Raw genomic sequence first — 20,552 nt, forward strand, 5'->3', positions numbered from 1 at the left:
TTACCCCCCGCTTCCCGCCGCTGCCGCCGCCCGCGCCGCCACCGGCAGGGCGGCGGCGATCTGCTCCCACGCCGCGTCGTCGATCGCGGTCGAGACGAACCACGACTCGAACGCGCTCGGCGGCAGGTAGACGCCACCGGCGAGCATCGCGTGGAAGAACGCCTTGAACGCCGGCACCACCTGGGTACGGGCGCTGTCGTAGTCGCGCACGTCCGCGTCGGTGAAGAAGACCGAGAACATGTTGCCGGCGGTGGAGAGGCGGTGCGGCACGCCGGCCGCGGACAGCGCCTCGGTGGTGAGCTTGCCGAGCGCGGCGGAGGTCTCGTCGAGCCGCCGGTAGAGCGCGTCGTCGGCCAGCCGCAGCGTGGCCAGTCCGGCGGCGCAGGCCAGCGGGTTACCGGAGAGCGTCCCGGCCTGGTAGACCGGGCCGGCCGGGGCGAGCTTCGCCATGATCTCCGCGCGCCCGCCGAACGCCGCGGCGGGCAGGCCGCCACCCATGACCTTCCCGTACGTCCACAGGTCCGCGTCCGACGGGTCGAGGCCGTGCCATCCGGCGCGGGACACCCGGAACCCGGTCATCACCTCGTCGACGATGAGCAGCGCGCCGTGCGCGTGCGCGATCCGGGCCAGTTCGGCGTTGAAGCCGTCACGCGGGGCGATCACGCCCATGTTGCCGGCGGCGGCCTCGGTGATGATCGCGGCGATGTGCTGGCCCTGGGCGGCGAACGCCTCCTCGACCGCGCGCAGGTCGTTGTACGGCAGCACGATCGTGTCGCTCGCCGCCGCGCCGGTCACGCCGGGCGAGTCGGGCAGGCCGAACGTGGCCACGCCGGAGCCGGCGGCGGCGAGCAGCGCGTCCGAGTGGCCGTGGTAGCAGCCGGCGAACTTGATGATTTTGGAGCGGCCGGTGAAGCCGCGGGCCAGCCGGATCGCCGACATGGTCGCCTCGGTGCCGGAGTTGACCAGGCGCACCTGCTCGACCGGCGTCCGCGCGATGATCTCCTCGGCGAGGTCCACCTCACCCGGGGTGGGCGTGCCGAAGCTCGTGCCCAGCGTGGCGGCCTCGCGCAGCGCCTCCACCACCGCCGGGTGCGCGTGGCCGAGAATGAGCGGGCCCCAGGAGCAGACCAGGTCGACGTACCGACGACCGTCGGCGTCGAAGAGCCACGGACCCTCCCCCCGGACCATGAAGCGCGGGGTGCCGCCGACGGCACGGAACGCGCGCACGGGAGAGTTCACCCCGCCGGGCACGACGGCCTTGGCGCGGTCGAACAGGGCCTCGGAGGCCGGGGCGTCGGCCGGGTAGCGGCCGGATCCGGCGGAAAGCGTCTCGGTCACGATGGGCCCATTGTGTCAGCGTCGGAGCACTGCCTGGCACGCACCCCGCGACGGGGGTTACCAGGCTCACCCCGGTGAGCGGCGGCAGGCCGCCAGCGATCCGCTCGACAGGCCCGTCGGTCGAGATCGCGATAGGCTGACCGGGTGGATCGTGCCGAACTGTCCATCGCCGTACAGCGGACCGGTGACGAAGCAGTGCTTCGTCTGGCCGGTGAGATCGACATGCTCACGGCCGCCCAGCTCTCGACGGTGGTCAACGAGGTGCTGGCGGATCCGCCCCCGCGCATCGTGCTCGACCTGGCCGGGGTCACGTTCTGCGACTCGCAGGGCCTCGGCACGCTCGTGGTGCTCAGCCGCAAGGCCAGTCATGCCCAGTGCCTGCTGATACTCACCAACGTCGGCGACTTCCTGATCCGCGTCCTGGACATCACCGGTCTCCGCAGCGCCCTGATGATCCGCAACGAAGCCACCCCGTAGCCCGACCCTCGCTTTCCTCCGCGATCTTGCACTTGCGGCCCTCCACGAGGGTGATTCACCCCTTTCGCCGGGGCCGCAAGTGCAAGATCAACGCTGCTAGAGGACGGGGAGGTCGCGGCGGCGGAAGGTGAGCAGGCCAGCCGTGGCCAGGGTCACCGCCAGGGCCGTGAGCAGGTAGAGCGGGGTGGGGGTCCAGGCGTCGCGGAGCACCTGCGGGGTGTGCGTGAACGGGGACAGGTCCAGCAGCCACTGGTCCAGCTCCAGCACCGCGCCGAGCTGCCCGAGCAGCACGCAGACCGCCAGCACCGCCCAGGTGACCGGCGCGAGCCGGGGCAGCAGGCCGTAGAGCAGCACGGCGAGCCCGGCCAGCACCCACGCCGCCGGCACCTGAGCCAGGCCCGCGGCGAGCATCCGGCCGAGTTGCCGGGGCACGTCACCGGTGCTCAGCCCGTACGTCAGGCCGGTGGCCAGCCCGGTCACCGCGAGCACCACCACCGGGCCGAGCAGCGCGAACGTCACGTGCGAGAGCAGCCAGGTCGAGCGGCGGGTGCCGGTGGCCAGCACCGGCTCGGCGTGCCCGGCGGACTCCTCGGCGCGCATCCGCAGCGCGGCCTGGATGCCGTACCCGGCGGCGGCCAGCCCGGCCAGGCTCAGCGTCACGCCCAGGTACGCGTCGGCCATGCCGGACGCCCCGCCGAGCCGGGCCACGATCTCCTCCATCCGCGGGCTGCCCTCGACGGACCGGCCGGCCGCCTCGGCCGCGCCACCGAGGATCAGCCCGAGCAGGCCGAACCCGACCGACCACCAGAGGATCTGCCCCCGGTGCAGCCGCCAGGCCAGGCCGAACGGACCGGACAGGCCACCACCGGCGGCGGCCGGGCCGAGCCGGGGCGGCAGCACGCCCGCGCCCAGGTCGCGGCGGACCGAGACCGGGTACGCGAACGCGGCGAGCAGTGCCGTGGCGGCAAGCGGCAGCAGCAGCACCCACCACCGCTCCCCCTCGTACGGGCGGACCCGGGCGGCCCAGCCCAGCGGGGACAGCCAGCTCGGCCAGTCGTTGCCCGCCGTGTCCCCGGCCAGGCGCAGCCCGAACGCGGCGCCGAGACCGGCGAGGCCGATGCCCCGCGCCCCACCCGCGGTCTCGGTCAACTGGGCCGCCAGCCCGCCGAGCGTGGCGAACACGACGCCGGTCAGCACGGTGACCAGGCCGTACGCCAGCGAGCCGCCGACCGGCAGCCCGGTCGCGACCAGCCCGGCGGCGGTGAGCAGGCCGAGCAGCAGATCCGCCGCGTACGTGACGAGCAGCGCGGCGGTCAGCCCGGCGTGCCGCCCGAGCACGTTGCCGCCGAGCAGTTCCCGCCGGCCGGCCTCCTCCTCGGTGCGGGTGTGCCGGATGACGGTGAGCAGGCTGGCCAGCGCGACGATGAGCAGCAGGAAGCCGCTGCGCTGCGCGGTCAGCCCGCCGATGCTGTCGCCGTAGGCGGGGCCGAGCAGCGCGACGATCGACGGGTTGCGGGCGGTGCCCTCCAGGTACGCGGCCCGCTCGGCGGCGGTCGGGAACAGCCCGGCGAAGCTGGCCGCGTACGTCATCGGCAGCACCGCGAGGATCAGCACCCACAGCGGCAGCAGGAGACGGTCCCGGCGCAGGATCAGCCGGACCAGGTGGCGGGTGCCGGTGAGCGTGCTCATGCCCGGTCCGCCGTTTCGTAGTGCCGCAGGAACAGTTCCTCCAGCGTGGGCGGGGTGCTGACCAGGCTGCGTACGCCCAGTTCGGTGAGCCGGCGCAGCGCGGCGTCGAGCGCGGCGGTGTCGACGTCGAAGCGCACCCGCCGCCCGTCGACCCGCAGGTCGTGCACACCGGGCAGGTCGGCCAGGCCGTCGAGCGGCGCGGCGACCTCGGCGTCGATGGCGGTGCGGTGCAGGTGGCGCAGGTCGCCGAGCGTGCCGGACTCCACCGTCCGGCCGGCCCGGATGATCGTCACCCGGTCGCAGAGCGCCTCCACCTCGGCGAGGATGTGGCTGGACAGCAGCACCGTGCGTCCGTCGTGGACGGCGCGGCGGACCCAGTGCTGGAAGACCTCCTCCATCAGCGGGTCGAGCCCGGAGGTCGGCTCGTCGAGGATGAGCAGTTCGACGTCGGAGGCGAGCGCGGCGACCAGGCCGACCTTCTGCCGGTTGCCCTTGGAGTAGGTGCGGCCCTTCTTGCGCGGGTCCAGCTCGAAGGAGTCCAGCAGTTCGGCGCGGCGTTTCGGGTCGAGCCCGCCGCGCATCCGGCCGAGCAGGTCGATCACCTCGCCGCCGCTGAGGTTGGGCCAGAGCGTGACGTCGCCGGGCACGTACGCGAGGCGGCGGTGCAGCGCGACCGCGTCCCGCCAGGGGTCGCCGCCCAGCAGCCGGGCGGCCCCCGCGTCCGCCCGCAGCAGGCCGAGCAGCACCCGGATGGTGGTCGACTTGCCGGAGCCGTTCGGGCCGAGGAAGCCGTGCACCTCCCCGGTGCGGACGGTCAGGTCGAGCCCGTCGAGGGCCCGGGTGCGGCCGAAGGTCTTCACCAGGCCGGACACATCGATTGCCGTTTCCATAATTCAGAAGCTACGCTCGTTTCACAAACTTGTGAAGACTGTAGGGTCACGGGGTGAGTGTCGAGGAGCCGACCATGAACGAGCCGTTCCGCCACGACGAGGAGGAGGTACACCTCTTCGTGGAGCGGATGGCGATGGCCTTCGCCGACGTGGGCTTCCCCCGGATGGCCGCCCGGGTCCTGTTCACAGTCATGAGCGCCGACGACCCGCTCACCGCGGGCGAGATCGCCGAACGGCTCGGCGTCAGCGCGGCGGCGGTCAGCGGCGCGGTCCGCTACCTGACCCAGTTCGCCATGCTGGTCCGCGAGCCGGTCAAGGGCTCCCGGCGCGACCGCTACCGGATGCCGGACAACCCCTGGTACGAGGCGACGATCACCAAGACCACGCTCTACAAGAACTTCATCGACATCGCCGCCGGCGGGGTCGACGCGCTGCACGGCCGCAGCACCCCGGCCGGTGAACGGGTCGCTGAGATGCGCGACTTCTTCCTCTTCGTACAGGAGGAACTGGAATCGCTCGGCGACCGGTGGCGGGCCCGGCGGGCCGCGACCGGGCACGGCGGCCCGGCCGGCGGCTGAACCGTCAGCGGGTGTTGCCCCAGCGCGCCTGCTCCAGCAGCTCGACCGCGCGTTCGCGGGTGGACGGGTCGTCGTCGGCGCGCAGCAGCGCCGTCGCCTCGTCCACCGCGTCGGTCAGGTGCCGCCACTGCAGATCCCGCTCCCGCACCAGGTCCGACTGGGCGGCGAGCTGCCGGGTCTTCACCCACAGGTCGACGAAGACGGTCACCTTCGCCCGCAGCACCCACGGATCGAACGGCTTGGTCAGGTAGTCGACCGCACCCGCCGCGTAGCCGCGCAACGCGAGCTGCGCGTCCTTGTCCGCGGCGGTCAGGAAGATGATCGGTACGTGCCGGGTGCGCTCGCGCCGCTTGATGTGCGTCGCCGTCTCGAAGCCGTCCATGTCGGGCATCTGGGCGTCCAGCAGGATCACCGCGAAGTCGTCCACGAGGAGCTGCTTGAGCGCGGCCTCGCCGCTCTCCACCGCGACCGACTGCACCGGGAGACCCTGGAGGATCGCCTCCAGCGCCATCAGGTTCTCCCGCCGGTCGTCCACCAGCAGGGCCTTGGCCGTCTGCGTCACGCGTTCTCCTCGCCTCGGCTGCGGCCGATCCAGGACGCCATCAGCTCGATCAGCTCGTCCAGGTCCACCGGCTTGGTGATGTAGTCGCTGCCGCCGGCGCTGAGCGCCGACTCCCGGTCGCCGGGCATCGCCTTGGCGGTCAGGAAGACGATCGGCAGGTCCGCGAACCGGTGGTTGCGGCGGATCTGCGCTGTCGTCTCGTACCCGTCCTGGTCCGGCATCATGGCGTCCATCAGGACGATGTCCACCTCCGGATGCTCGGCGAGCTGGCGGACGCCGTCCGCCCCGTTGTCCGAGTACAACACGGTCATGCCGTGCAGTTCCAACGCGGACGTCAATGCGAACACGTTCCGCACGTCGTCGTCGATGATCAGCACGGTCACGCCGTCCAGCCGCCGGGTGGCCGGCGTCTCCTGCGGCTGCGGCAGCTCCATCGGCATGAGCAGCGACGACGGCAGGCCCGCGCGGCTCGGCGACGGCGGCGCCGGCGCCACCACCGCGTCCGGCGCCAGCACATCGGGTACGAAGAGAGTGAACGTCGAACCCTGACCGGGCGCGGACGAGACGGTGATCGTGCCGCCGAGCAGGCGGGCCAGATCACGGCTGATGGACAGGCCCAGGCCGGTCCCGCCGTACCGCCGGCTGGTGGTGCCGTCCGCCTGCTGGAACGCCTCGAAGATCAGCGACAGCTTGTCGTCGGAGATGCCGATGCCGGTGTCGATCACGGTGAACGCGATCACCCGCTGCGCGTTCGTCAGCGCCGGCACGTCGAAGACGGCGTTCTCGGCCGCCGGCCCGATCCGCAGCGTCACCGCGCCGTTGTCGGTGAACTTCACCGCGTTGGAGAGCAGGTTGCGCAGGATCTGCTGCAACCGCTGGGCGTCGGTCACCAGCGCCGGCGGCAGATCGCTGCTGACCCGTACCTGGAAGTCCAGGCCCTTCTCCTCGGCCTGCGGCGCGAACGCCTGCTCGACGTAGCTCCGGATCTCGGCGAACTGGATCTCGGTGGGCTCCACGTCCATCCGGCCCGCCTCGATCTTCGACAGGTCGAGGATGTCGTCGATCAGCGAGAGCAGGTCCGAGCCGGCGCCGTGGATGGTCCGCGCGAACTCGATCTGCTTCGCGCTGAGGTTGCGCTCCGGGTTCTCGGCCAGCAGCCGGGCCAGCAGGAGCAGCGAGTTCAGCGGCGTACGCAGCTCGTGGCTCATGTTCGCCAGGAACTCCGACTTGTACGCCGACGCCCGGGTGAGCTGCTGCGCCTTCTCCTCCAGGCCGAGGCGGGCCAGCTCGATCTCCCGGTTCTGCGTCTCGATGTTGGCCTTCTGCTCGGACAGCAGCTTCGCCTTGTCCTCCAGCTCGGCGTTGGTGCGCTGCAACTCGGCCGACTGGTCCTGCATCTCGTGCGCCAGCCGCTGCGACTGCGCCAGCAGCTCCTCCGTACGCCGGTTGGCCTGGATGGTGTTGACCGCGACGCCGATGGTGAGCACCAGCCGCTCCAGGAACGCCAGGTGCAGGTCGGAGAACGTGGCCACGCCGGCGAACTCGATCACGGCGAGCAGTTCGCCCTCGAACAGGACCGGGAGCACCACCAGGTCGGCCGGGGGCGTGTCGGCCAGCCCGGAGCGCACCACGAGGCGCCCGTCCGGCTGCGCCTTGACCCGGATGGTCCGGCGGGACAACGCGGCCTGCCCGACCAGCCCCTCACCCGGGCCGAACGTGACGTCGTGCCCCCGGGCCACGTACCCGTAGGAGGCGGTGAGCCGCAGCCGCATGCTGCCCTCGGAGCTGTCCGCCAGGAAGAACGCGCCGAGCTGCGCGTCCACCAGCGGGGTCACCTCCATCATGATCATGCGGCAGACCTCGCCCAGGTCGCGCTGGCCCTGCAGCAGACCACCGATCCGGGCCAGGTTCGAGTCGAGCCAGCCCTGCTCGGCGTTCTTCTTCGTCGTCTCCCGGAGGGTGACGATCATCTGGTTGATGTTGTCCTTCAGCTCGGCGACCTCGCCCTGCGCCTTCACGTTGATCCGCTGGGTCAGGTCGCCGCGGGTCACCGACGTGGAGACCTGCGCGATCGCGCGCAACTGCGTGGTGAGCGTGGAGGCGAGCTGGTTGACGTTCTCGGTGAGGTCGCGCCACGTACCGGAGACGCCCTTGACCTGGGCCTGACCACCCAGCTTGCCCTCGGTGCCCACCTCGCGCGCCACGCGCGTCACCTCGTCCGCGAACGAGGAGAGCTGGTCCACCATCGTGTTGACGGTGTTCTTCAGCTCCAGGATCTCGCCCTGTGCGTCCACGGTGATCTTCTGACCCAGGTCGCCGTTCGCCACGGCGGTGGTGACCGAGGCGATGTTCCGCACCTGGCTGGTCAGGTTCGACGCCATCGAGTTCACGTTGTCGGTCAGGTCCCGCCACGTACCCGAGACGCCCTTGACCTGGGCCTGACCACCCAGCTTGCCCTCGGTACCCACCTCACGCGCCACCCGCGTGACCTCGTCCGCGAACGACGACAGCTGGTCCACCATCGTGTTGACAGTGGACTTCAGCTCCAGGATCTCGCCCTGCGCGTCCACGGTGATCTTCTGCGACAGGTCGCCCTTCGCCACCGCCGTGGACACCTGGGCGATGTTGCGCACCTGCGCGGTCAGGTTCGACGCCATCGAGTTGACGTTGTCCGTCAGGTCCCGCCAGGTGCCGGCGACGCCGCGCACCTGCGCCTGGCCGCCGAGCTTGCCCTCGGTACCCACCTCACGGGCCACCCGGGTGACCTCGTCGGCGAACGACGACAGCTGGTCCACCATCGTGTTGACAGTCGACTTCAGCTCCAGGATCTCGCCCCGGGCGTCCACGGTGATCTTCTGCGACAGGTCACCCTTCGCCACCGCCGTGGTGACCGAGGCGATGTTCCGCACCTGGCTGGTCAGGTTCGACGCCATCGAGTTCACGTTGTCGGTCAGGTCCCGCCACGTACCGGAGACGCCCTTGACCTGGGCCTGACCACCCAGCTTGCCCTCGGTGCCCACCTCACGCGCCACGCGCGTCACCTCGTCGGCGAACGAGGAGAGCTGGTCGACCATCGTGTTGACGGTGTTCTTCAGCTCCAGGATCTCGCCCTGCGCGTCCACGGTGATCTTCTGGCCCAGGTCGCCCTTGGCCACCGCCGTGGAGACCTGGGAGATGTTGCGGACCTGGCTGGTCAGGTTGCCGGCGAGCTGGTTCACGTTCTCGGTGAGGTCCCGCCAGGTGCCGGAGACGCCGCGCACCTGCGCCTGGCCGCCCAGCTTGCCCTCGATGCCGACCTCGCGCGCCACCCGCGTGACCTCGTCGGCGAACGACGACAGCTGGTCCACCATCGTGTTGACGGTGTCCTTCAGCTCCAGGATCTCGCCCTGCGCGGCCACCGTGATCTTCTGCGACAGGTCACCCTTGGCGACAGCCGTCGACACCTGGGCGATGTTGCGGACCTGCGCGGTCAGGTTCGACGCCATCGAGTTGACGTTGTCGGTCAGGTCCTTCCAGGTGCCGGCCACGCCCGGCACCTCGGCCTGGCCGCCCAGCTTGCCCTCGGTGCCCACCTCACGGGCCACCCGGGTCACCTGCTCGGCGAACAGCCGCAGCGTGTCGGTGAGCGAGTTCATCGTGTCGGCCAGCTCGGCCACCTCGCCGCGCGCCCCGACCGTGATCTTCTGCGACAGGTCGCCCTTCGCGACGGCGGTGGCCACCTGCGAGATCGACCGCACCTGGCCGGTGAGGTTCGACGCCATGGTGTTCACCGAGTCGGTGAGGTCCTTCCAGGTGCCGGCCACGCCACGCACGTCGGCCTGGCCGCCCAGCTTGCCCTCGGTGCCCACCTCACGGGCCACCCGCGTCACCTCGTCGGCGAACGACGACAGCTGGTCCACCATCGTGTTCACCGTGCGGCCGATGCGCAGATACTCACCCCGGAGCGGACGACCGTCTATCTCCAGCGCCATGTGCTGGGAGAGGTCACCGTCGGCGACCGCCACGATCACCCGGGCGATCTCCGTGGTGGGCCGGCCCAGGTCGTCGATGAGCGAGTTGACCGCCCGCTGCCCCTCCGCCCAGGAGCCGTCCAGGCCCTCGTCGTCCAGGCGCTCGGTGAGCCGGCCGTCGCGGCCGACGATCCGGCTGATCCGGCGCAGGTCCAGGTGCTGCCGCTCCTGCAACGACACCACGTCGTTGAAGGCGTCGGCGACCTCACCGGGCAGTCCGGCCCGGCGCGGCAGGCGTACCCGCAGGTCACCGTGCGCCACCCGGCGCAACGCGTCGACCAGCTCGCCGAGGAGCACCTCGTGGTCGGGCGCGGACGGGTCCGCGGTCACCGACTGTTTTGCCGTGGTCATGGTTCCTCGCTCCGCTCGGGCTCGTGCCGTCACGCGGCCATCCCATCATTCTGCCGCGCGATCCGTCGAGGTCACGGCGTGCAACCGCGCGTCACGCGCCGTATCCGCCCGACTGGCCGGTTCGCCGGACCCTTGGCACCCGGGGCCGGACCGGTGGAGGATACGGAGGTGTCAGCGGAGGCGGGGGCCACTCGGAGCGGCGGTGCGGACGAGCACGTCCGCCGCGTCCGCCTCCCCGCAGACCGCCGCACCCCGGCGGCGGCCCGCGCGGTGGTACGCACCATGCTGCTCGAAGCGCGGCTGCCCGAACTGCTGAACGAGGCGCTGCTGCTCACCACCGAGCTGACCACGAACGCCGTCGAACACGCACGCACCGAACTGGACATCGAGGTCGAAGCCGACCCGAACGGCCTCACCGTCACCGTCACCGACTTCGCCTCCGGACCCGTCGACGAACTGATCGTCGGCGTGCGCAACACCACCTCCGACATCACCGAAGTGGCCGCGCGGGGACGCGGACTGCTGCTCGTCGACCACTTCTCCAGCCGGTGGGGCACCACGTACCTGCCCACCGGCAAGGGCGTCTGGTTCCGCCTCGACCGGCCCGGCCCCGGCGGCCCCGCCCGCCCGTCGGCCGGCCCACCGCCGGTGACCGAGCCGGAACGGACCGGCGACGGTACGCCCAGCGCCGCCGCGATGAGCGAGTTGATGCAGATCACCCCCGACCCGTACGCCGACGAGCCACTGCCCGAGTTCGCGACCGCCCTGCTGAGCCGGGTCGGCGAGATGGTCGGCGCCGCCGGTGGCACGGTCCGGCTGGACCGGGGCGACGGGCTCGGCACCCAGGTGTTCGCCCGGTACGGCCGGCACCCGCGTGAGGGCAACGAACTGCTGCGCGTACCGCTCGCCGTGCACCGCCCGTACACCGGTGAGCTGGAACTGGACGCGGCGCCCTCCACGTACGCGCGGCCGCTGGCGGTGCTGGCCGCCGAGCGGCTGTCGCTGCACCTGGAGAACGACCGGCTGCGCCGCGCCGACGTACGCCGGTCCACCTGGCTGACGTTCCTGGCCGAGGCGAGCGAACTGCTCGCCCAGTCGCTGGACGTCGAACTGACCATGGCGCTCATCCCGCAGCTCGTGGTGCCCCGGCTCGGCCAGTGGTGCGCCGTGCACACCACCGACGAGTGGGGGCGGCTGCGTCTCGCCGCGTCCAGCCACGCCGACGAGGCCATGCTGCCGCAGCTGCACCGGATCCTCCAGGAAACCGGCCCGGACTCGATCCAGTCCCGGCTGCGCGAGGCGTCCCGCAACGCCGCCCAGGTGCCGCTCGGCGGACCGATGGAGGGCTTCGCCGTACCGCTGATCGCCCGTGGCCAGCGGCTCGGCACCCTCGCGGTGGGCCGGCACCAGCGGCACCGGCACGACCCGGACGAGGTCTCGGTGCTGGAGGACGTGGCCCGCCGCGCCGCCCTCGCCATCGAGAACGCGCGCATCCACGCCGAACGCCGCCGGGTCGCCCAGACGCTCCAGCAGTCCCTGCTGCCGCCGGTGCTCCCGGTGGTCGAGGGCATCGGCTTCGCCGCCGAGTACGTCCCCACCGGCGACGACGCGGAAGTCGGCGGCGACTTCTACGACGTGGTCCCGCTGCCGGACGGCCGCTGGCTCGTGGTGGTCGGCGACGTTTCCGGCAAGGGCGTGCAGGCCGCCGCCGTGACCGGCCTGGTCCGGGACGTGATCCGGGTCCTCGTCGGCGACGGCAAGCCGCTGCCCGAGGTGCTCAGCCGGCTCAACGAGACGCTCGTCGAGCGCGGCGGCGGACGCTACTGCACGCTGGCGCTGGCGGCCGTCTCACCCGGCGACGGCGACCAGCTCGACGTCTCGCTGCACCTCGCCGGCCACGACCGCCCGGTGCTGCTGCACGGTGGAGGCGGCGCCACCTTCGTCGGCACCGGCGGTACGGCGCTGGGCCTGCTCGACACCATCACCACGCCGACCGCCGAGCTGGCGCTCAAACCCGGCGACGCGCTGATCTTCTACACCGACGGGGTCACCGAGCGGCGGCGCGGACGCGAGCTGTTCGGCACCGAACGGCTGCGCGAGTCGGCGGCGCCGCTGGCCGGGTACTCGGCCGACGTGGTGGCCGCCCGGCTGCGCGCGGCGACGATCGCCTTCTCGGTGGAGCCACCGCGCGACGACATAGCCGTCCTGGTCCTCCGAAACGACACCCCGTAGCCCTCTCCCCGCGCCCCGCCCACCCAACCCGCCCCCGGTTCCGACTCCGGTTCCGACCCGGCGGTGATCAAGGAGTTTGTGGCCTGGGGAGGCGCGAAACGTGACACAAACTCCTTGATCACGACAGTGGTGGGGAGTGCGGGTTGTCGGTGGCGGGTGGGCGGCGCCAGCTCGCCGAAGTGGCGGCATCCGGCGCACGTGGACACAACCACCACCCCGAACTGGTGCCTGCCGCTGCCGCGCCCGCTGGGACGGGCGTCCAGTGTGGAGGCAGGTCGGGGTGCCGGGTGAGCAGGCCGAGGCGGGCCGGATTCAGAGACCACCGGGGAGGCGGCCGGGGGCCAGCCGGTGGTGCGGGTCCAGGTGGGCCTTGGCGCTGCGCAGGCGCGGCAACGCGGGCAGCTCGCCCCAGAGGTCCACGGCACGGCGCACCGCCGTCGGCGCGGCCACCACCACACACCGGCCTCGCCGGGCGATCAGCACGCTGCGGACGGCGGTGAGGATCGAGGCGACCCGCTCCGGCGGCAGCGCGCCGGGCAGGGCGGCGTGCACCGCGCCGCCGCCGGCCGAGCCGCGTACCGGCACGGGGGTGCCGGCGGCGTCGCGCAGCGCGTAGACGGCGGCGTGCAGGTCGTTGATCGGCACCTCGATGCGCAGCGCGGTGTCTCCGGGCGCGAAGGGATAGCGCCCCCACCACTCCGGCGCGTGGTGGCTGACCATCGCCGGGGCGCCGAGCACGGCGGTGAGCCGTTCGGCCCGCTCGGTCACGTCGGCCGGGCCGCCCTCCAGGAGCACCACCAGGTTGCCCGCCGCGGGTCGGCCGGTCACGGCCGGGTGATCGGGGCGGTTGATCACCGACGGGTGCGTGGCCGGAATCCTGCGACGGGGCAACGGCACCGGCACGGGCAGGTCCAGCTCGACGGCGGCCGGGCCGACGCCGGACGCCAGTACGGCACGGACCAGGTCGTGCACCTCCAGCGGGGTCCAGACCGGACGGGACACCCAGACCCGGCTCGCGGGCACGGCCTGCACCCGCATGGTGGCCGAGACCAGCACGCCGAGCCCGCCCTGCGAGCCGCAGAGCAGCCGTGCCACGTCCAGCCCGGGCATCCCACCCCGACCGAGGATCGCATCGCCACCACCGCGACCCGGACCTCCGTCGGCACCGGCATCGGCCGCCGGAGCGCGTCCGCCCGGACGGCCACCGCCGACACCCGGGGTGGCCCGGCCGAACGCCTCCGTGCCGGACTCGCCGACGCTCACCAACTCGCCGTCGGCGTCGAGATAGCGCACGCCGATGAGCTGGGCGCACGGGCTGCCGTGCCGGTGCCGCAGCGGACCGGACTCGTCGGCGGCGAGCACCCCGCCGAGCGTCGCGCCCGGCGAGGGCGCGTCGACAGGCAGCCGCCGGTTGGTGCGCGCCAGCGTGGCCTGGACGGCGCGCAGCGGCGTACCGGCGCCGATCTCGGCCACCGCCGCGGCATGCGGCTCGTGCCAGACGCCGGCGAGGCGGCCGGTGTCGAGCATGATGTCCACCTGCGCCGGAGCGGCGCCCCAGTCGATCTTCGTGCCGGCGCCGCGGGGCACCACTGTCAGGTCGTACGCCGCGGCCAGCCGCAACACCTCGGCGGCGGCGTGCGGGCCGCCCGGCACGGCCACCCAGCGGGCGGTACGCCCGGCCACCTCGTCGGCCGGGCCGGCGAAGCGGGCGAACGGCGAACCACAGATCTCCGCCAGCTTCCGGGTGATGTCGAGGGCTCCGGGTCGGTTGGTGGAACGAGCTGCATCCGCCATGGCGCTTATCGTACACATGTTCGAAAGCCCTGGCGGCGAGTCGCCGGATTCGCGCGGCGGGCGGCCCCGGCGGCGGTCCGGCGCCCGGTAACGTGGCGCCGTGACCGAAACCCCACTGCCCGTCGCCAAGCGCGTCCCGACCGAGCGCGTCCATCACGGTGACACAGTCCTCGACGAGTACGCCTGGCTCGCCGCCAAGGACGACCCGGACACGATCGCCTACCTGGACGCCGAGAACGCGTACACCGAGGCGCGCACCGCCCACCTGGCCGAGTTGCGCGCGGAGCTGTTCGAGGAGACGCGCCGGCGCACCCAGGAGACCGACCTGTCGGTGCCGACCCGCAAGGACGGTCACTGGTACTACACCCGCACCGTCGAGGGGCAGCAGTACGGCGTGCACTGCCGCCGCGCGGTCCGCCCCGGCGAGACCGCGCCCCCGGTCAGCGCCGACGGCGCGCCGCTCGACGGCGAGGAGGTGCTGCTCGACGGCAACCAGCTCGCCGAGGGGCACGACTTCTTCTCGCTCGGCGCGTTCGACGTCAGCCCGGACGGCCGCTGGCTGGCCTACTCCACCGACTTCTCCGGCGACGAGCGCTTCACGCTGCGGATCAAGGACCTGACCACCGGCGAGTCGCTGCCGGACGAGGTGCCGGACACGTTCTACGGCACGGCGTGGTCGAGCGACGCCTCGACTCTGTTCTACGTGACGGTGGACGAGGCGTGGCGGCCGAACCGGGTCTGGCGGCACACCGTCGGCACGTCGTCCACCGAGGACGTGGTGGTCTACCAGGAGGACGACGAGCGGTTCTGGGTCGGCGTCGAGCTGACCCGCTCCGAGCGCTTCGTGGTGATCGACATCCACAGCAAGATCACCAGCGAGGTGCGGGTGATCCCGGCCGCCAACCCGACCGGCGAGCCCGCCGTCGTGGCCCCGCGGCGTCAGGGCATCGAGTACGCGGTGGAGCACCACGGCCACCGCTTCCTGATCCTGCACAACGACGGCGCGGAGGACTTCGCGCTGGCGTACACCTCGGCGGACGCGCCGGGCGAGTGGACGCCGCTGATCCCGCACGCGCCGGGCACCCGGCTGGAGGCGGTCGACGCGTTCGAGAACCACCTCGTGGTGTCGCTGCGGGCCAACGGGCTGACCGGTCTGCGGGTGCTGCCGGTCGGCAGCGACGACAGCTGGGACATCGACTTCCCCGAGCCGATCTACAGCGTCGGGCTGGACGCGAACCCGGAGTACCGCACGAACGAGGTACGGCTGCGCTACACCTCGCTCGTCACCCCGGACTCGGTCTACGACTACGACCTGGTGACCCGGGAGCTGACGCTGCGGCGGCAGAAGCCGGTACGCCCCGGGCCGGACGGGCGGCCGTACGACCCGGCCGACTACGAGCAGCACCGGGACTGGGCGCTCGCCGACGACGGCACCCGGGTGCCGATCTCGCTGGTCTGCCGCCGGGACACCCCGCGCGACGGCTCGGCGCCCGCCGTCATCTACGGCTACGGGTCGTACGAGGCGAGCATGGACCCGTGGTTCTCGATCGCCCGGCTGAGCCTGCTCGACCGCGGCGTGATCTTCGCGGTGGCGCACATCCGGGGCGGTGGCGAGCTGGGCCGGCGCTGGTACGACGAGGGCAAGCTGCTGGCCAAGAAGAACACGTTCACCGATTTCGTGGCCTGCGCCCGGCACCTGGTGAAGGCGGGCTGGACGGCGAGCGACCGGCTGGTCGCCCGGGGCGCCTCGGCCGGTGGCCTGCTGATGGGCGCGGTGGCGAACCTCGCCCCGGACGCGTTCACCGGGATCGTCGCGCAGGTGCCGTTCGTGGACGCGCTCACCTCGATCCTCGACCCGTCGCTGCCGTTGACGGTCACCGAGTGGGAGGAGTGGGGCAACCCGCTGGACGACCCCGAGGTGTACGCGTACATGAAGTCGTACACGCCGTACGAGAATGTGACCGCCGCCGACTACCCGGCGATCCTGGCGGTGACCAGCCTCAACGACACCCGCGTGCTCTATCACGAGCCGGCCAAGTGGATCGCCCGGCTGCGCGCGCTCGCGCCGGCCGGCGACTACCTGCTCAAGACCGAGATGGGCGCGGGCCACGGCGGGCCGAGCGGCCGGTACGACTCGTGGCGTGAGGAGGCGTTCGTCAACGCCTGGATCCTGGACCGCGTCGGCCGCGCGTGACGGGGTTCAGGCGGCCAGTGCCGCGGTGAGCACCTGCGGGTCGGCGTTGCCGCCGGTCACGACCGCGACGGTACGGCCGGCCGGCAGCTCGCCACTGTGGAAGAGCCGGGCGGCCAGGGCGACCGCGCCGCTCGGCTCGGCCACCAGTCGCGCGTCCCGAATCAGCCGGCCGGTGGCCGCCATGATCTCGTCCTCGGTGACCGTGACGATGCCGTCGAGCCGGTCCCGCAGGTGGGCCAGCGTCAACGCGGACAGGCTGGTCCGCAGCCCGTCGGCGCACGTCCGGTAGGTGCGTTCGACGTCCCAGACGACCACCTCACCGGCGGCGAGTGACTCCTGGGCGTCGGCGGCCAGCGCCGGCTCCACGCCGATCACGACGGCGGACGGGCGCAGCGCCTTGACCGCAGTGGCCACGCCCGAGCCGAGCCCGCCGCCGCCCACCGGCACCAGCACCACGTCCACTTCCGGCAGGTCGGCGACGATCTCCAGCCCGACGGTGCCCTGACCGGCGATGACAGCTGGATGGTCGAACGGCGGCACCAGCGTCGCGCCGGTCCCGGCCACGATCCGCTCCGCCTCGGCGAGCCGCCGGGCCGGCGGCACCAGCCGTACGTCCGCGCCGAGAGCCCGCATCCGGGCCACCTTGACCTCCGGCGCCCCCTCGGGGACCACCACCGTGCAGGGCGCGCCGAGGGCGCGGGCCGCGTACGCCAGGGCTTGCCCGTGGTTTTCCCGACGAGTGGGTGACCACCCCCCCGGGCGCGGGTCGCGGGATCGAGCCGGGCCACCGCGTGGGTGGCGCCGCGCAGCTTGAACGACCCCACCGGTTGCAGGTTCTCCGGCTTGAGCCACAGCTGATCGTCCCAGAGCACCGGCACCAACGGGGTCCGCAGCACGGTGCCGGCCACGTCCTCGGCGGCGGCGCGGATGTCGGCGATCGAGATCAGCTCCATCGCACCAACCTAGACTGCCGGCATGAGTGCGGAGGAGCCCTCGGCGGCGCGACGCGGACCGACCTGGCTGATCCTCGTGGTGGTGGCCGCCGCGCTCGTCGTCTGCTGCTGTTCGACGGTGATCGGGCTGGTCGTCGCCGGCTCCGCCGGGCTGCTCGGTCGCTGACCGCCGGGCCGGACGCCGGCCGTCCCGGCCCGGCGGGCGCCGCCGTCCGTGCCGCTCGCCGCCCCGTGCCGGCGAGCAAGCAACGTCAGCGGGTCCAGGCCGGGTTCCGTCCGGCCCGGCCGAGCAGCGCGTCCATGCTGGCCGGCGCCGCCTCGGTGGGCACCGGCGGGCCGAACGCGCCCATCTTCTGCCCCATGTCGCCCATCCGGTCCATGAACTCGTGCCCGGCCGACACCACGGCCGGATCCACTGTCAGCTCCTGGCCGGTGGCCCGGGCCAGGTCCCACCCGTGCACCGTGAGGTCGATCAGCGCCATCGACCCGACGGTCTCCTGTGGGAGCCCCATGCCGGGTGACACGCCCTCCAGCGCGGCCGGGTCGGACCAGGCCTCGGTGAGCCGGGCCGTCTCGGTCGCGAACCGGTCACGCCAGCCCTCGGTCAGGTGATCGGTCTTGCCGGACCAGTCGACCTCTTCCCGGCGGGCCAGCGCCTGGAAGTTGACCACCACGTCGAACAGGTGCCCGAGCAGGTCGCGCACCGTGTAGTCGGGGCACGGGGTGGGCAGGCCGAGTTGCTCGTCGGAGATGCCGCGAACCACAGCGACCGTACGCGGCGCCGCGACGGCGAGCAGCTCACTAGTCTTCGTGCTCATAGGGGCAGCGTATGAGGGCGGTCTTGAAGAAATGCGACACGAACCGCGGCGTGACAACCGGGGCATCCTCGATCCGGGCCGGCTGCGGCAGCAGGTCCGGTTCCGGCGCCGGATGGCCGCCCCGGCGTTGCGCCGGTGGGTGGAGCACTACTGGTTGATCGACTGGGATCTGGACGAGCCGTTCGAGCAGCGGGTGGTGCCGCACCCGACCGTGAACGTGGTGTTCCAGGCGCAGGAGGGCGCGCCCGAACAGGGCGAGATCGCCGGCGTCGACACCGGCCTGTTCGCCGTCACGCTGCACGGCGTCGGCCGGGTCTCCGGCGTCCAGTTCCGCCCGGGCGGCTTCCGGCCGTTCTGGCGGCGCCCGGTCGCCGAACTGACCGGCCGGCGCGTGCCGATCCCCGGCGGGCCGATCTGCCCGGGGACCGACGACGAGCGCTGCGCGAGGCTGGACGAGCTGCTGACCTCGTGGCCGCCGGTCGCGGATCCGCTCGCCGCGGAGGCCACCGCGCTGGTCGAGGAGATCCGCGCCGACCGGACCGTGCTGCGGGTGACCGACTTCGCCCGGCGGCGCGGCGTCTCCGTCCGCCGGCTCCAGCGCCTCTTCCTCGACCACGTGGGCGTCGGTCCGAAGTGGGTGATCCGCCGCTACCGGCTCCAGGAGGCGATCGAACAGGCCGCCGCCGGGCCGCTGGACTGGTCGCGGGTCGCCGCCGATCTGGGGTACGCCGACCAGGCCCACCTGGTCCGCGAGTTCACCGCCGTCGCCGGGGTCTCGCCCGCGGCGTACGCCCGCTCGCTGGCGGCCCTGCGGCCGTGACGCGGGTCAGGCCTGCCGAGCGCGGGCCAACCCTCACTCCGCGCGGTTACGCACGGTGACAGTCGGCCCGAGCGGCGGGCCTCGCCTCGCGCCGACTTTGCTCTGCAGCCACTGACGCAACGCACACCGACGGTGACGGTGGCGGTGCGACGCCGCCGACCATGGTCAACAGGAAGCGCCTGCTCAGGCGCCTGCTGCACCGATGGCTGCAGAGCAAAGTCGGCAGCAAGCCCACTCACTCGCCCAGCGGCGGCCGTGACGCAGTGTTACAGGCAGCTTGGCTACGGTACGTGACCGGGAACGCGCGTCAGCGGCGGCGGACCGCCACCACCGCAACGTCGTCCTGGATCTCCGGCGGCGCCAACTCGACCAGCAGCCGCTGGCAGAACTGGTCCAGGTCGTCGTCCACCCGGGCGGCGGCCACGCCGAGCGCCGCCATGCCGTCGTCGATGGTGGCGTCCCGCCGCTCGATCAGCCCGTCGGTGTAGAGCACGAGCGTCGCCCCGGCGGGAAGCACGAACTCCAGGTCGGGCGGGCGCGGCGCGCGTACCCCGAGCAGCGGCGCGGACTGCGCCACGAACTCGACCCGGCCGTCCCGGCTCAGCAACGCCGGCAGGTGCCCGGCGCTGGCCATCCGGACCAGCCCGGTCGACGGCTGGAGCAGCAGCACGCAGATGGTGGCCAGCTCATTCGGCAGCAGGTTGCGCATCAGCTCGTTGACCCGGTCCAGGATCACCCCGGGCTGATGGCCCTCGACCGCGTACGCCCGTACCGCGTGGCGCAGCTCGGCCATCACGGTGGCCGCGTGCAGCGAGTGCCCGGCCACGTCACCGATCGCCACCAGCAGGTGCCCGTCGAGCATCACCAGCTCGTAGAAGTCGCCGCCCACCTCGGTCTGCGCGCTCGCCGGCTCGTACCGCACGGCCAGGTCCAGGCCCACGACGTCGGGCAGCCGCTGCGGCAGCAGGCTGCGCTGCAACGTCACGGCGATCCGGTGCTCCTCGTCGAAGGAGCGCTGCGCCTCCACCGCCGAGGCGACGGCCTGGGCGAGCTGCACCAGCACCGGCGTACGGACGGTCTGGGTGGCGGTCGGCACCACCACGTACAGCGGGGCGCGGTCCTCCCGCAGCCGGGAGGCGGCCACCGTCACCGTGTCCCCGTCCGGCCAGCCCGTCAGCGCCCAGTCGCCCGGGTCGTCGACCCGTACCCGGGTGCCGATCGGCACGCCGGTGTCGTCCACCACCCACGGCACGATCGTGGCCGGCGTGTGCGGGTCGACCGCCACCCCCGCCAGGCAGTCCCCGTCGAACGTCTCGGCGACCACCGCCGCTGGGGCCTTGAAGATCCGCGCCGCGCCGCTCGCTGCCGCCTCCAGCAGCCGGACGAAGTTCGGCGTCGCGTGCATCTCCACCGTGGCGTCGGCGAGCGCGGCGAGCCGCTCGGCGAGCTGCTCGGCACGCAGCCGGGCCTGGTAGTAGCGCAGCACCGCGTGCGCGGTGGCGACCAGTTCCTCCGGCTCGATCGGCTCGGCCAGGTAGGCGTCCGCGCCCCGGGTGAGACCCTGCGCCCGGTCGACCACGTCCACCGCGTGGGCGGAGACGTGGATGACCGGAATGTACGGGTGCGTCTCCTTGATCCGCTCGCACACCTCGAAGCCGCTCATGTCGGGCAGCCGCACGTCGAGCACCACGAGGTCGACGTGCTCACGGGCCACCCGGTCCAGCGCCTCCGTGCCGTTCTCCGCCTCCACGGTGACGAAACCGGCCCGGGTGAGCCAGTTCACCAGCAGGTACCGCTTGGGGCCGCTGTCGTCGACCACCAGCACGGTCACCGGCCCGCTGTCCAC

General features: G+C 72.7%; 14 protein-coding genes and 1 pseudogene. 6 read left to right on the forward strand and 9 right to left on the reverse strand.

Translation table 11 applies throughout. The features are described 5' to 3' along the window. Positions 1 to 1,338, reverse strand: a complete 1,338-nt coding sequence (hemL, locus tag MCBG_RS18495; protein WP_043327407.1) for a glutamate-1-semialdehyde 2,1-aminomutase — start codon at positions 1,336 to 1,338, stop codon at positions 1 to 3. A 144-nt stretch (positions 1,339 to 1,482) separates the two neighbouring features. Here hemL and MCBG_RS18500 point away from each other — a divergent pair, with 144 nt between their 5' ends. Beyond that, entirely contained in the window at positions 1,483 to 1,815 is a 333-nt protein-coding gene (locus MCBG_RS18500) for an STAS domain-containing protein (protein WP_043327409.1), read from the forward strand. Positions 1,816 to 1,911: 96 nt separating this feature from the next. Here the strand turns inward: MCBG_RS18500 and MCBG_RS18505 are convergent, their stop codons facing one another. Together MCBG_RS18505 and MCBG_RS18510 are read right to left on the reverse strand one after the other, a co-directional pair. Beyond that, positions 1,912 to 3,504, reverse strand: a complete 1,593-nt coding sequence (locus MCBG_RS18505) for an ABC transporter permease (RefSeq protein ID WP_043327411.1) — start codon at positions 3,502 to 3,504, stop codon at positions 1,912 to 1,914. Next, on the reverse strand, positions 3,501 to 4,394 hold the full coding sequence (locus MCBG_RS18510; protein WP_043327413.1) for an ABC transporter ATP-binding protein: 894 nt from the start codon (positions 4,392 to 4,394) through the stop codon (positions 3,501 to 3,503). The genes MCBG_RS18505 and MCBG_RS18510 overlap by 4 nt, the downstream gene beginning before the upstream one ends. 53 nt (positions 4,395 to 4,447) lie before the next feature. Here MCBG_RS18510 and MCBG_RS18515 point away from each other — a divergent pair, with 53 nt between their 5' ends. Then, on the forward strand, positions 4,448 to 4,972 hold the full coding sequence (locus MCBG_RS18515) for a GbsR/MarR family transcriptional regulator (RefSeq protein ID WP_223201263.1): 525 nt from the start codon (positions 4,448 to 4,450) through the stop codon (positions 4,970 to 4,972). A gap of 4 nt (positions 4,973 to 4,976) precedes the next feature. On the opposite strand, the gene MCBG_RS18520 is transcribed toward MCBG_RS18515, so the two are convergent. Both MCBG_RS18520 and MCBG_RS18525 read right to left on the reverse strand, forming a co-directional pair. Further along, complete coding sequence (locus MCBG_RS18520) at positions 4,977 to 5,534, reverse strand: response regulator (RefSeq protein WP_013283536.1); 558 nt, start codon at positions 5,532 to 5,534, stop codon at positions 4,977 to 4,979. Beyond that, entirely contained in the window at positions 5,531 to 9,895 is a 4,365-nt protein-coding gene (locus MCBG_RS18525) for a HAMP domain-containing protein (RefSeq protein WP_043327414.1), read from the reverse strand. The genes MCBG_RS18520 and MCBG_RS18525 overlap by 4 nt, the downstream gene beginning before the upstream one ends. A gap of 168 nt (positions 9,896 to 10,063) precedes the next feature. On the opposite strand from MCBG_RS18525, the gene MCBG_RS18530 reads away from it, so the two are divergent. Then, positions 10,064 to 12,127 carry a SpoIIE family protein phosphatase gene (locus tag MCBG_RS18530; RefSeq protein ID WP_043327416.1) on the forward strand — a complete coding sequence of 688 codons (2,064 nt, stop codon included), beginning with the start codon at positions 10,064 to 10,066 and terminating at the stop codon, positions 12,125 to 12,127. A 312-nt stretch (positions 12,128 to 12,439) separates the two neighbouring features. On the opposite strand, the gene MCBG_RS18535 is transcribed toward MCBG_RS18530, so the two are convergent. Beyond that, positions 12,440 to 13,921, reverse strand: a complete 1,482-nt coding sequence (locus MCBG_RS18535) for an FAD-binding oxidoreductase (protein ID WP_043327418.1) — start codon at positions 13,919 to 13,921, stop codon at positions 12,440 to 12,442. Between the two features lie 100 nt (positions 13,922 to 14,021). Here MCBG_RS18535 and MCBG_RS18540 point away from each other — a divergent pair, with 100 nt between their 5' ends. Continuing rightward, positions 14,022 to 16,115 (forward strand): S9 family peptidase, encoded by a 2,094-nt coding sequence (locus MCBG_RS18540; RefSeq protein WP_043327420.1) that lies wholly within the window; start codon positions 14,022 to 14,024, stop codon positions 16,113 to 16,115. Between the two features lie 6 nt (positions 16,116 to 16,121). Here the strand turns inward: MCBG_RS18540 and MCBG_RS18545 are convergent. Next, positions 16,122 to 17,068, reverse strand: a pseudogene (locus MCBG_RS18545) (threonine/serine dehydratase). A gap of 22 nt (positions 17,069 to 17,090) precedes the next feature. On the opposite strand from MCBG_RS18545, the gene MCBG_RS33085 reads away from it, so the two are divergent. Further along, entirely contained in the window at positions 17,091 to 17,234 is a 144-nt protein-coding gene (locus tag MCBG_RS33085) for a hypothetical protein (RefSeq protein ID WP_166455678.1), read from the forward strand. Between the two features lie 85 nt (positions 17,235 to 17,319). Here the strand turns inward: MCBG_RS33085 and MCBG_RS18550 are convergent, their stop codons facing one another. After that, positions 17,320 to 17,886 (reverse strand): TIGR03086 family metal-binding protein, encoded by a 567-nt coding sequence (locus MCBG_RS18550; protein ID WP_043327422.1) that lies wholly within the window; start codon positions 17,884 to 17,886, stop codon positions 17,320 to 17,322. Between the two features lie 31 nt (positions 17,887 to 17,917). On the opposite strand from MCBG_RS18550, the gene MCBG_RS18555 reads away from it, so the two are divergent. Beyond that, the gene (locus tag MCBG_RS18555) at positions 17,918 to 18,706 is read left to right on the forward strand and encodes a helix-turn-helix domain-containing protein (protein WP_043327424.1); all 789 of its coding nucleotides are present in this window, start codon (positions 17,918 to 17,920) and stop codon (positions 18,704 to 18,706) included. Positions 18,707 to 19,013: 307 nt separating this feature from the next. Here the strand turns inward: MCBG_RS18555 and MCBG_RS18560 are convergent, their stop codons facing one another. Next, on the reverse strand, positions 19,014 to 20,552 hold the full coding sequence (locus MCBG_RS18560; protein WP_043327426.1) for a SpoIIE family protein phosphatase: 1,539 nt from the start codon (positions 20,550 to 20,552) through the stop codon (positions 19,014 to 19,016).

This window comes from Micromonospora sp. M42 (genome assembly GCF_000568915.1).
Taxonomy (GTDB): Bacteria; Actinomycetota; Actinomycetes; order Mycobacteriales; family Micromonosporaceae; genus Micromonospora; species Micromonospora chalcea.

Bases quoted from the DNA above. Each gene is read 5' to 3' on its own strand.
- MCBG_RS18505 (WP_043327411.1), bottom strand. From the start codon at position 3,504: ATGAGCACGCTCACCGGCACCCGCCACCTGGTCCGGCTGATCCTGCGC.
- MCBG_RS18550 (WP_043327422.1), bottom strand. From the start codon at position 17,886: ATGAGCACGAAGACTAGTGAGCTGCTCGCCGTCGCGGCGCCGCGTACG.
- MCBG_RS18535 (WP_043327418.1), bottom strand. From the start codon at position 13,921: ATGGCGGATGCAGCTCGTTCCACCAACCGACCCGGAGCCCTCGACATC.
- MCBG_RS18510 (WP_043327413.1), bottom strand. From the start codon at position 4,394: ATGGAAACGGCAATCGATGTGTCCGGCCTGGTGAAGACCTTCGGCCGC.
- MCBG_RS33085 (WP_166455678.1), top strand. From the start codon at position 17,091: ATGAGTGCGGAGGAGCCCTCGGCGGCGCGACGCGGACCGACCTGGCTG.
- MCBG_RS18525 (WP_043327414.1), bottom strand. From the start codon at position 9,895: ATGACCACGGCAAAACAGTCGGTGACCGCGGACCCGTCCGCGCCCGAC.
- MCBG_RS18555 (WP_043327424.1), top strand. From the start codon at position 17,918: ATGCGACACGAACCGCGGCGTGACAACCGGGGCATCCTCGATCCGGGC.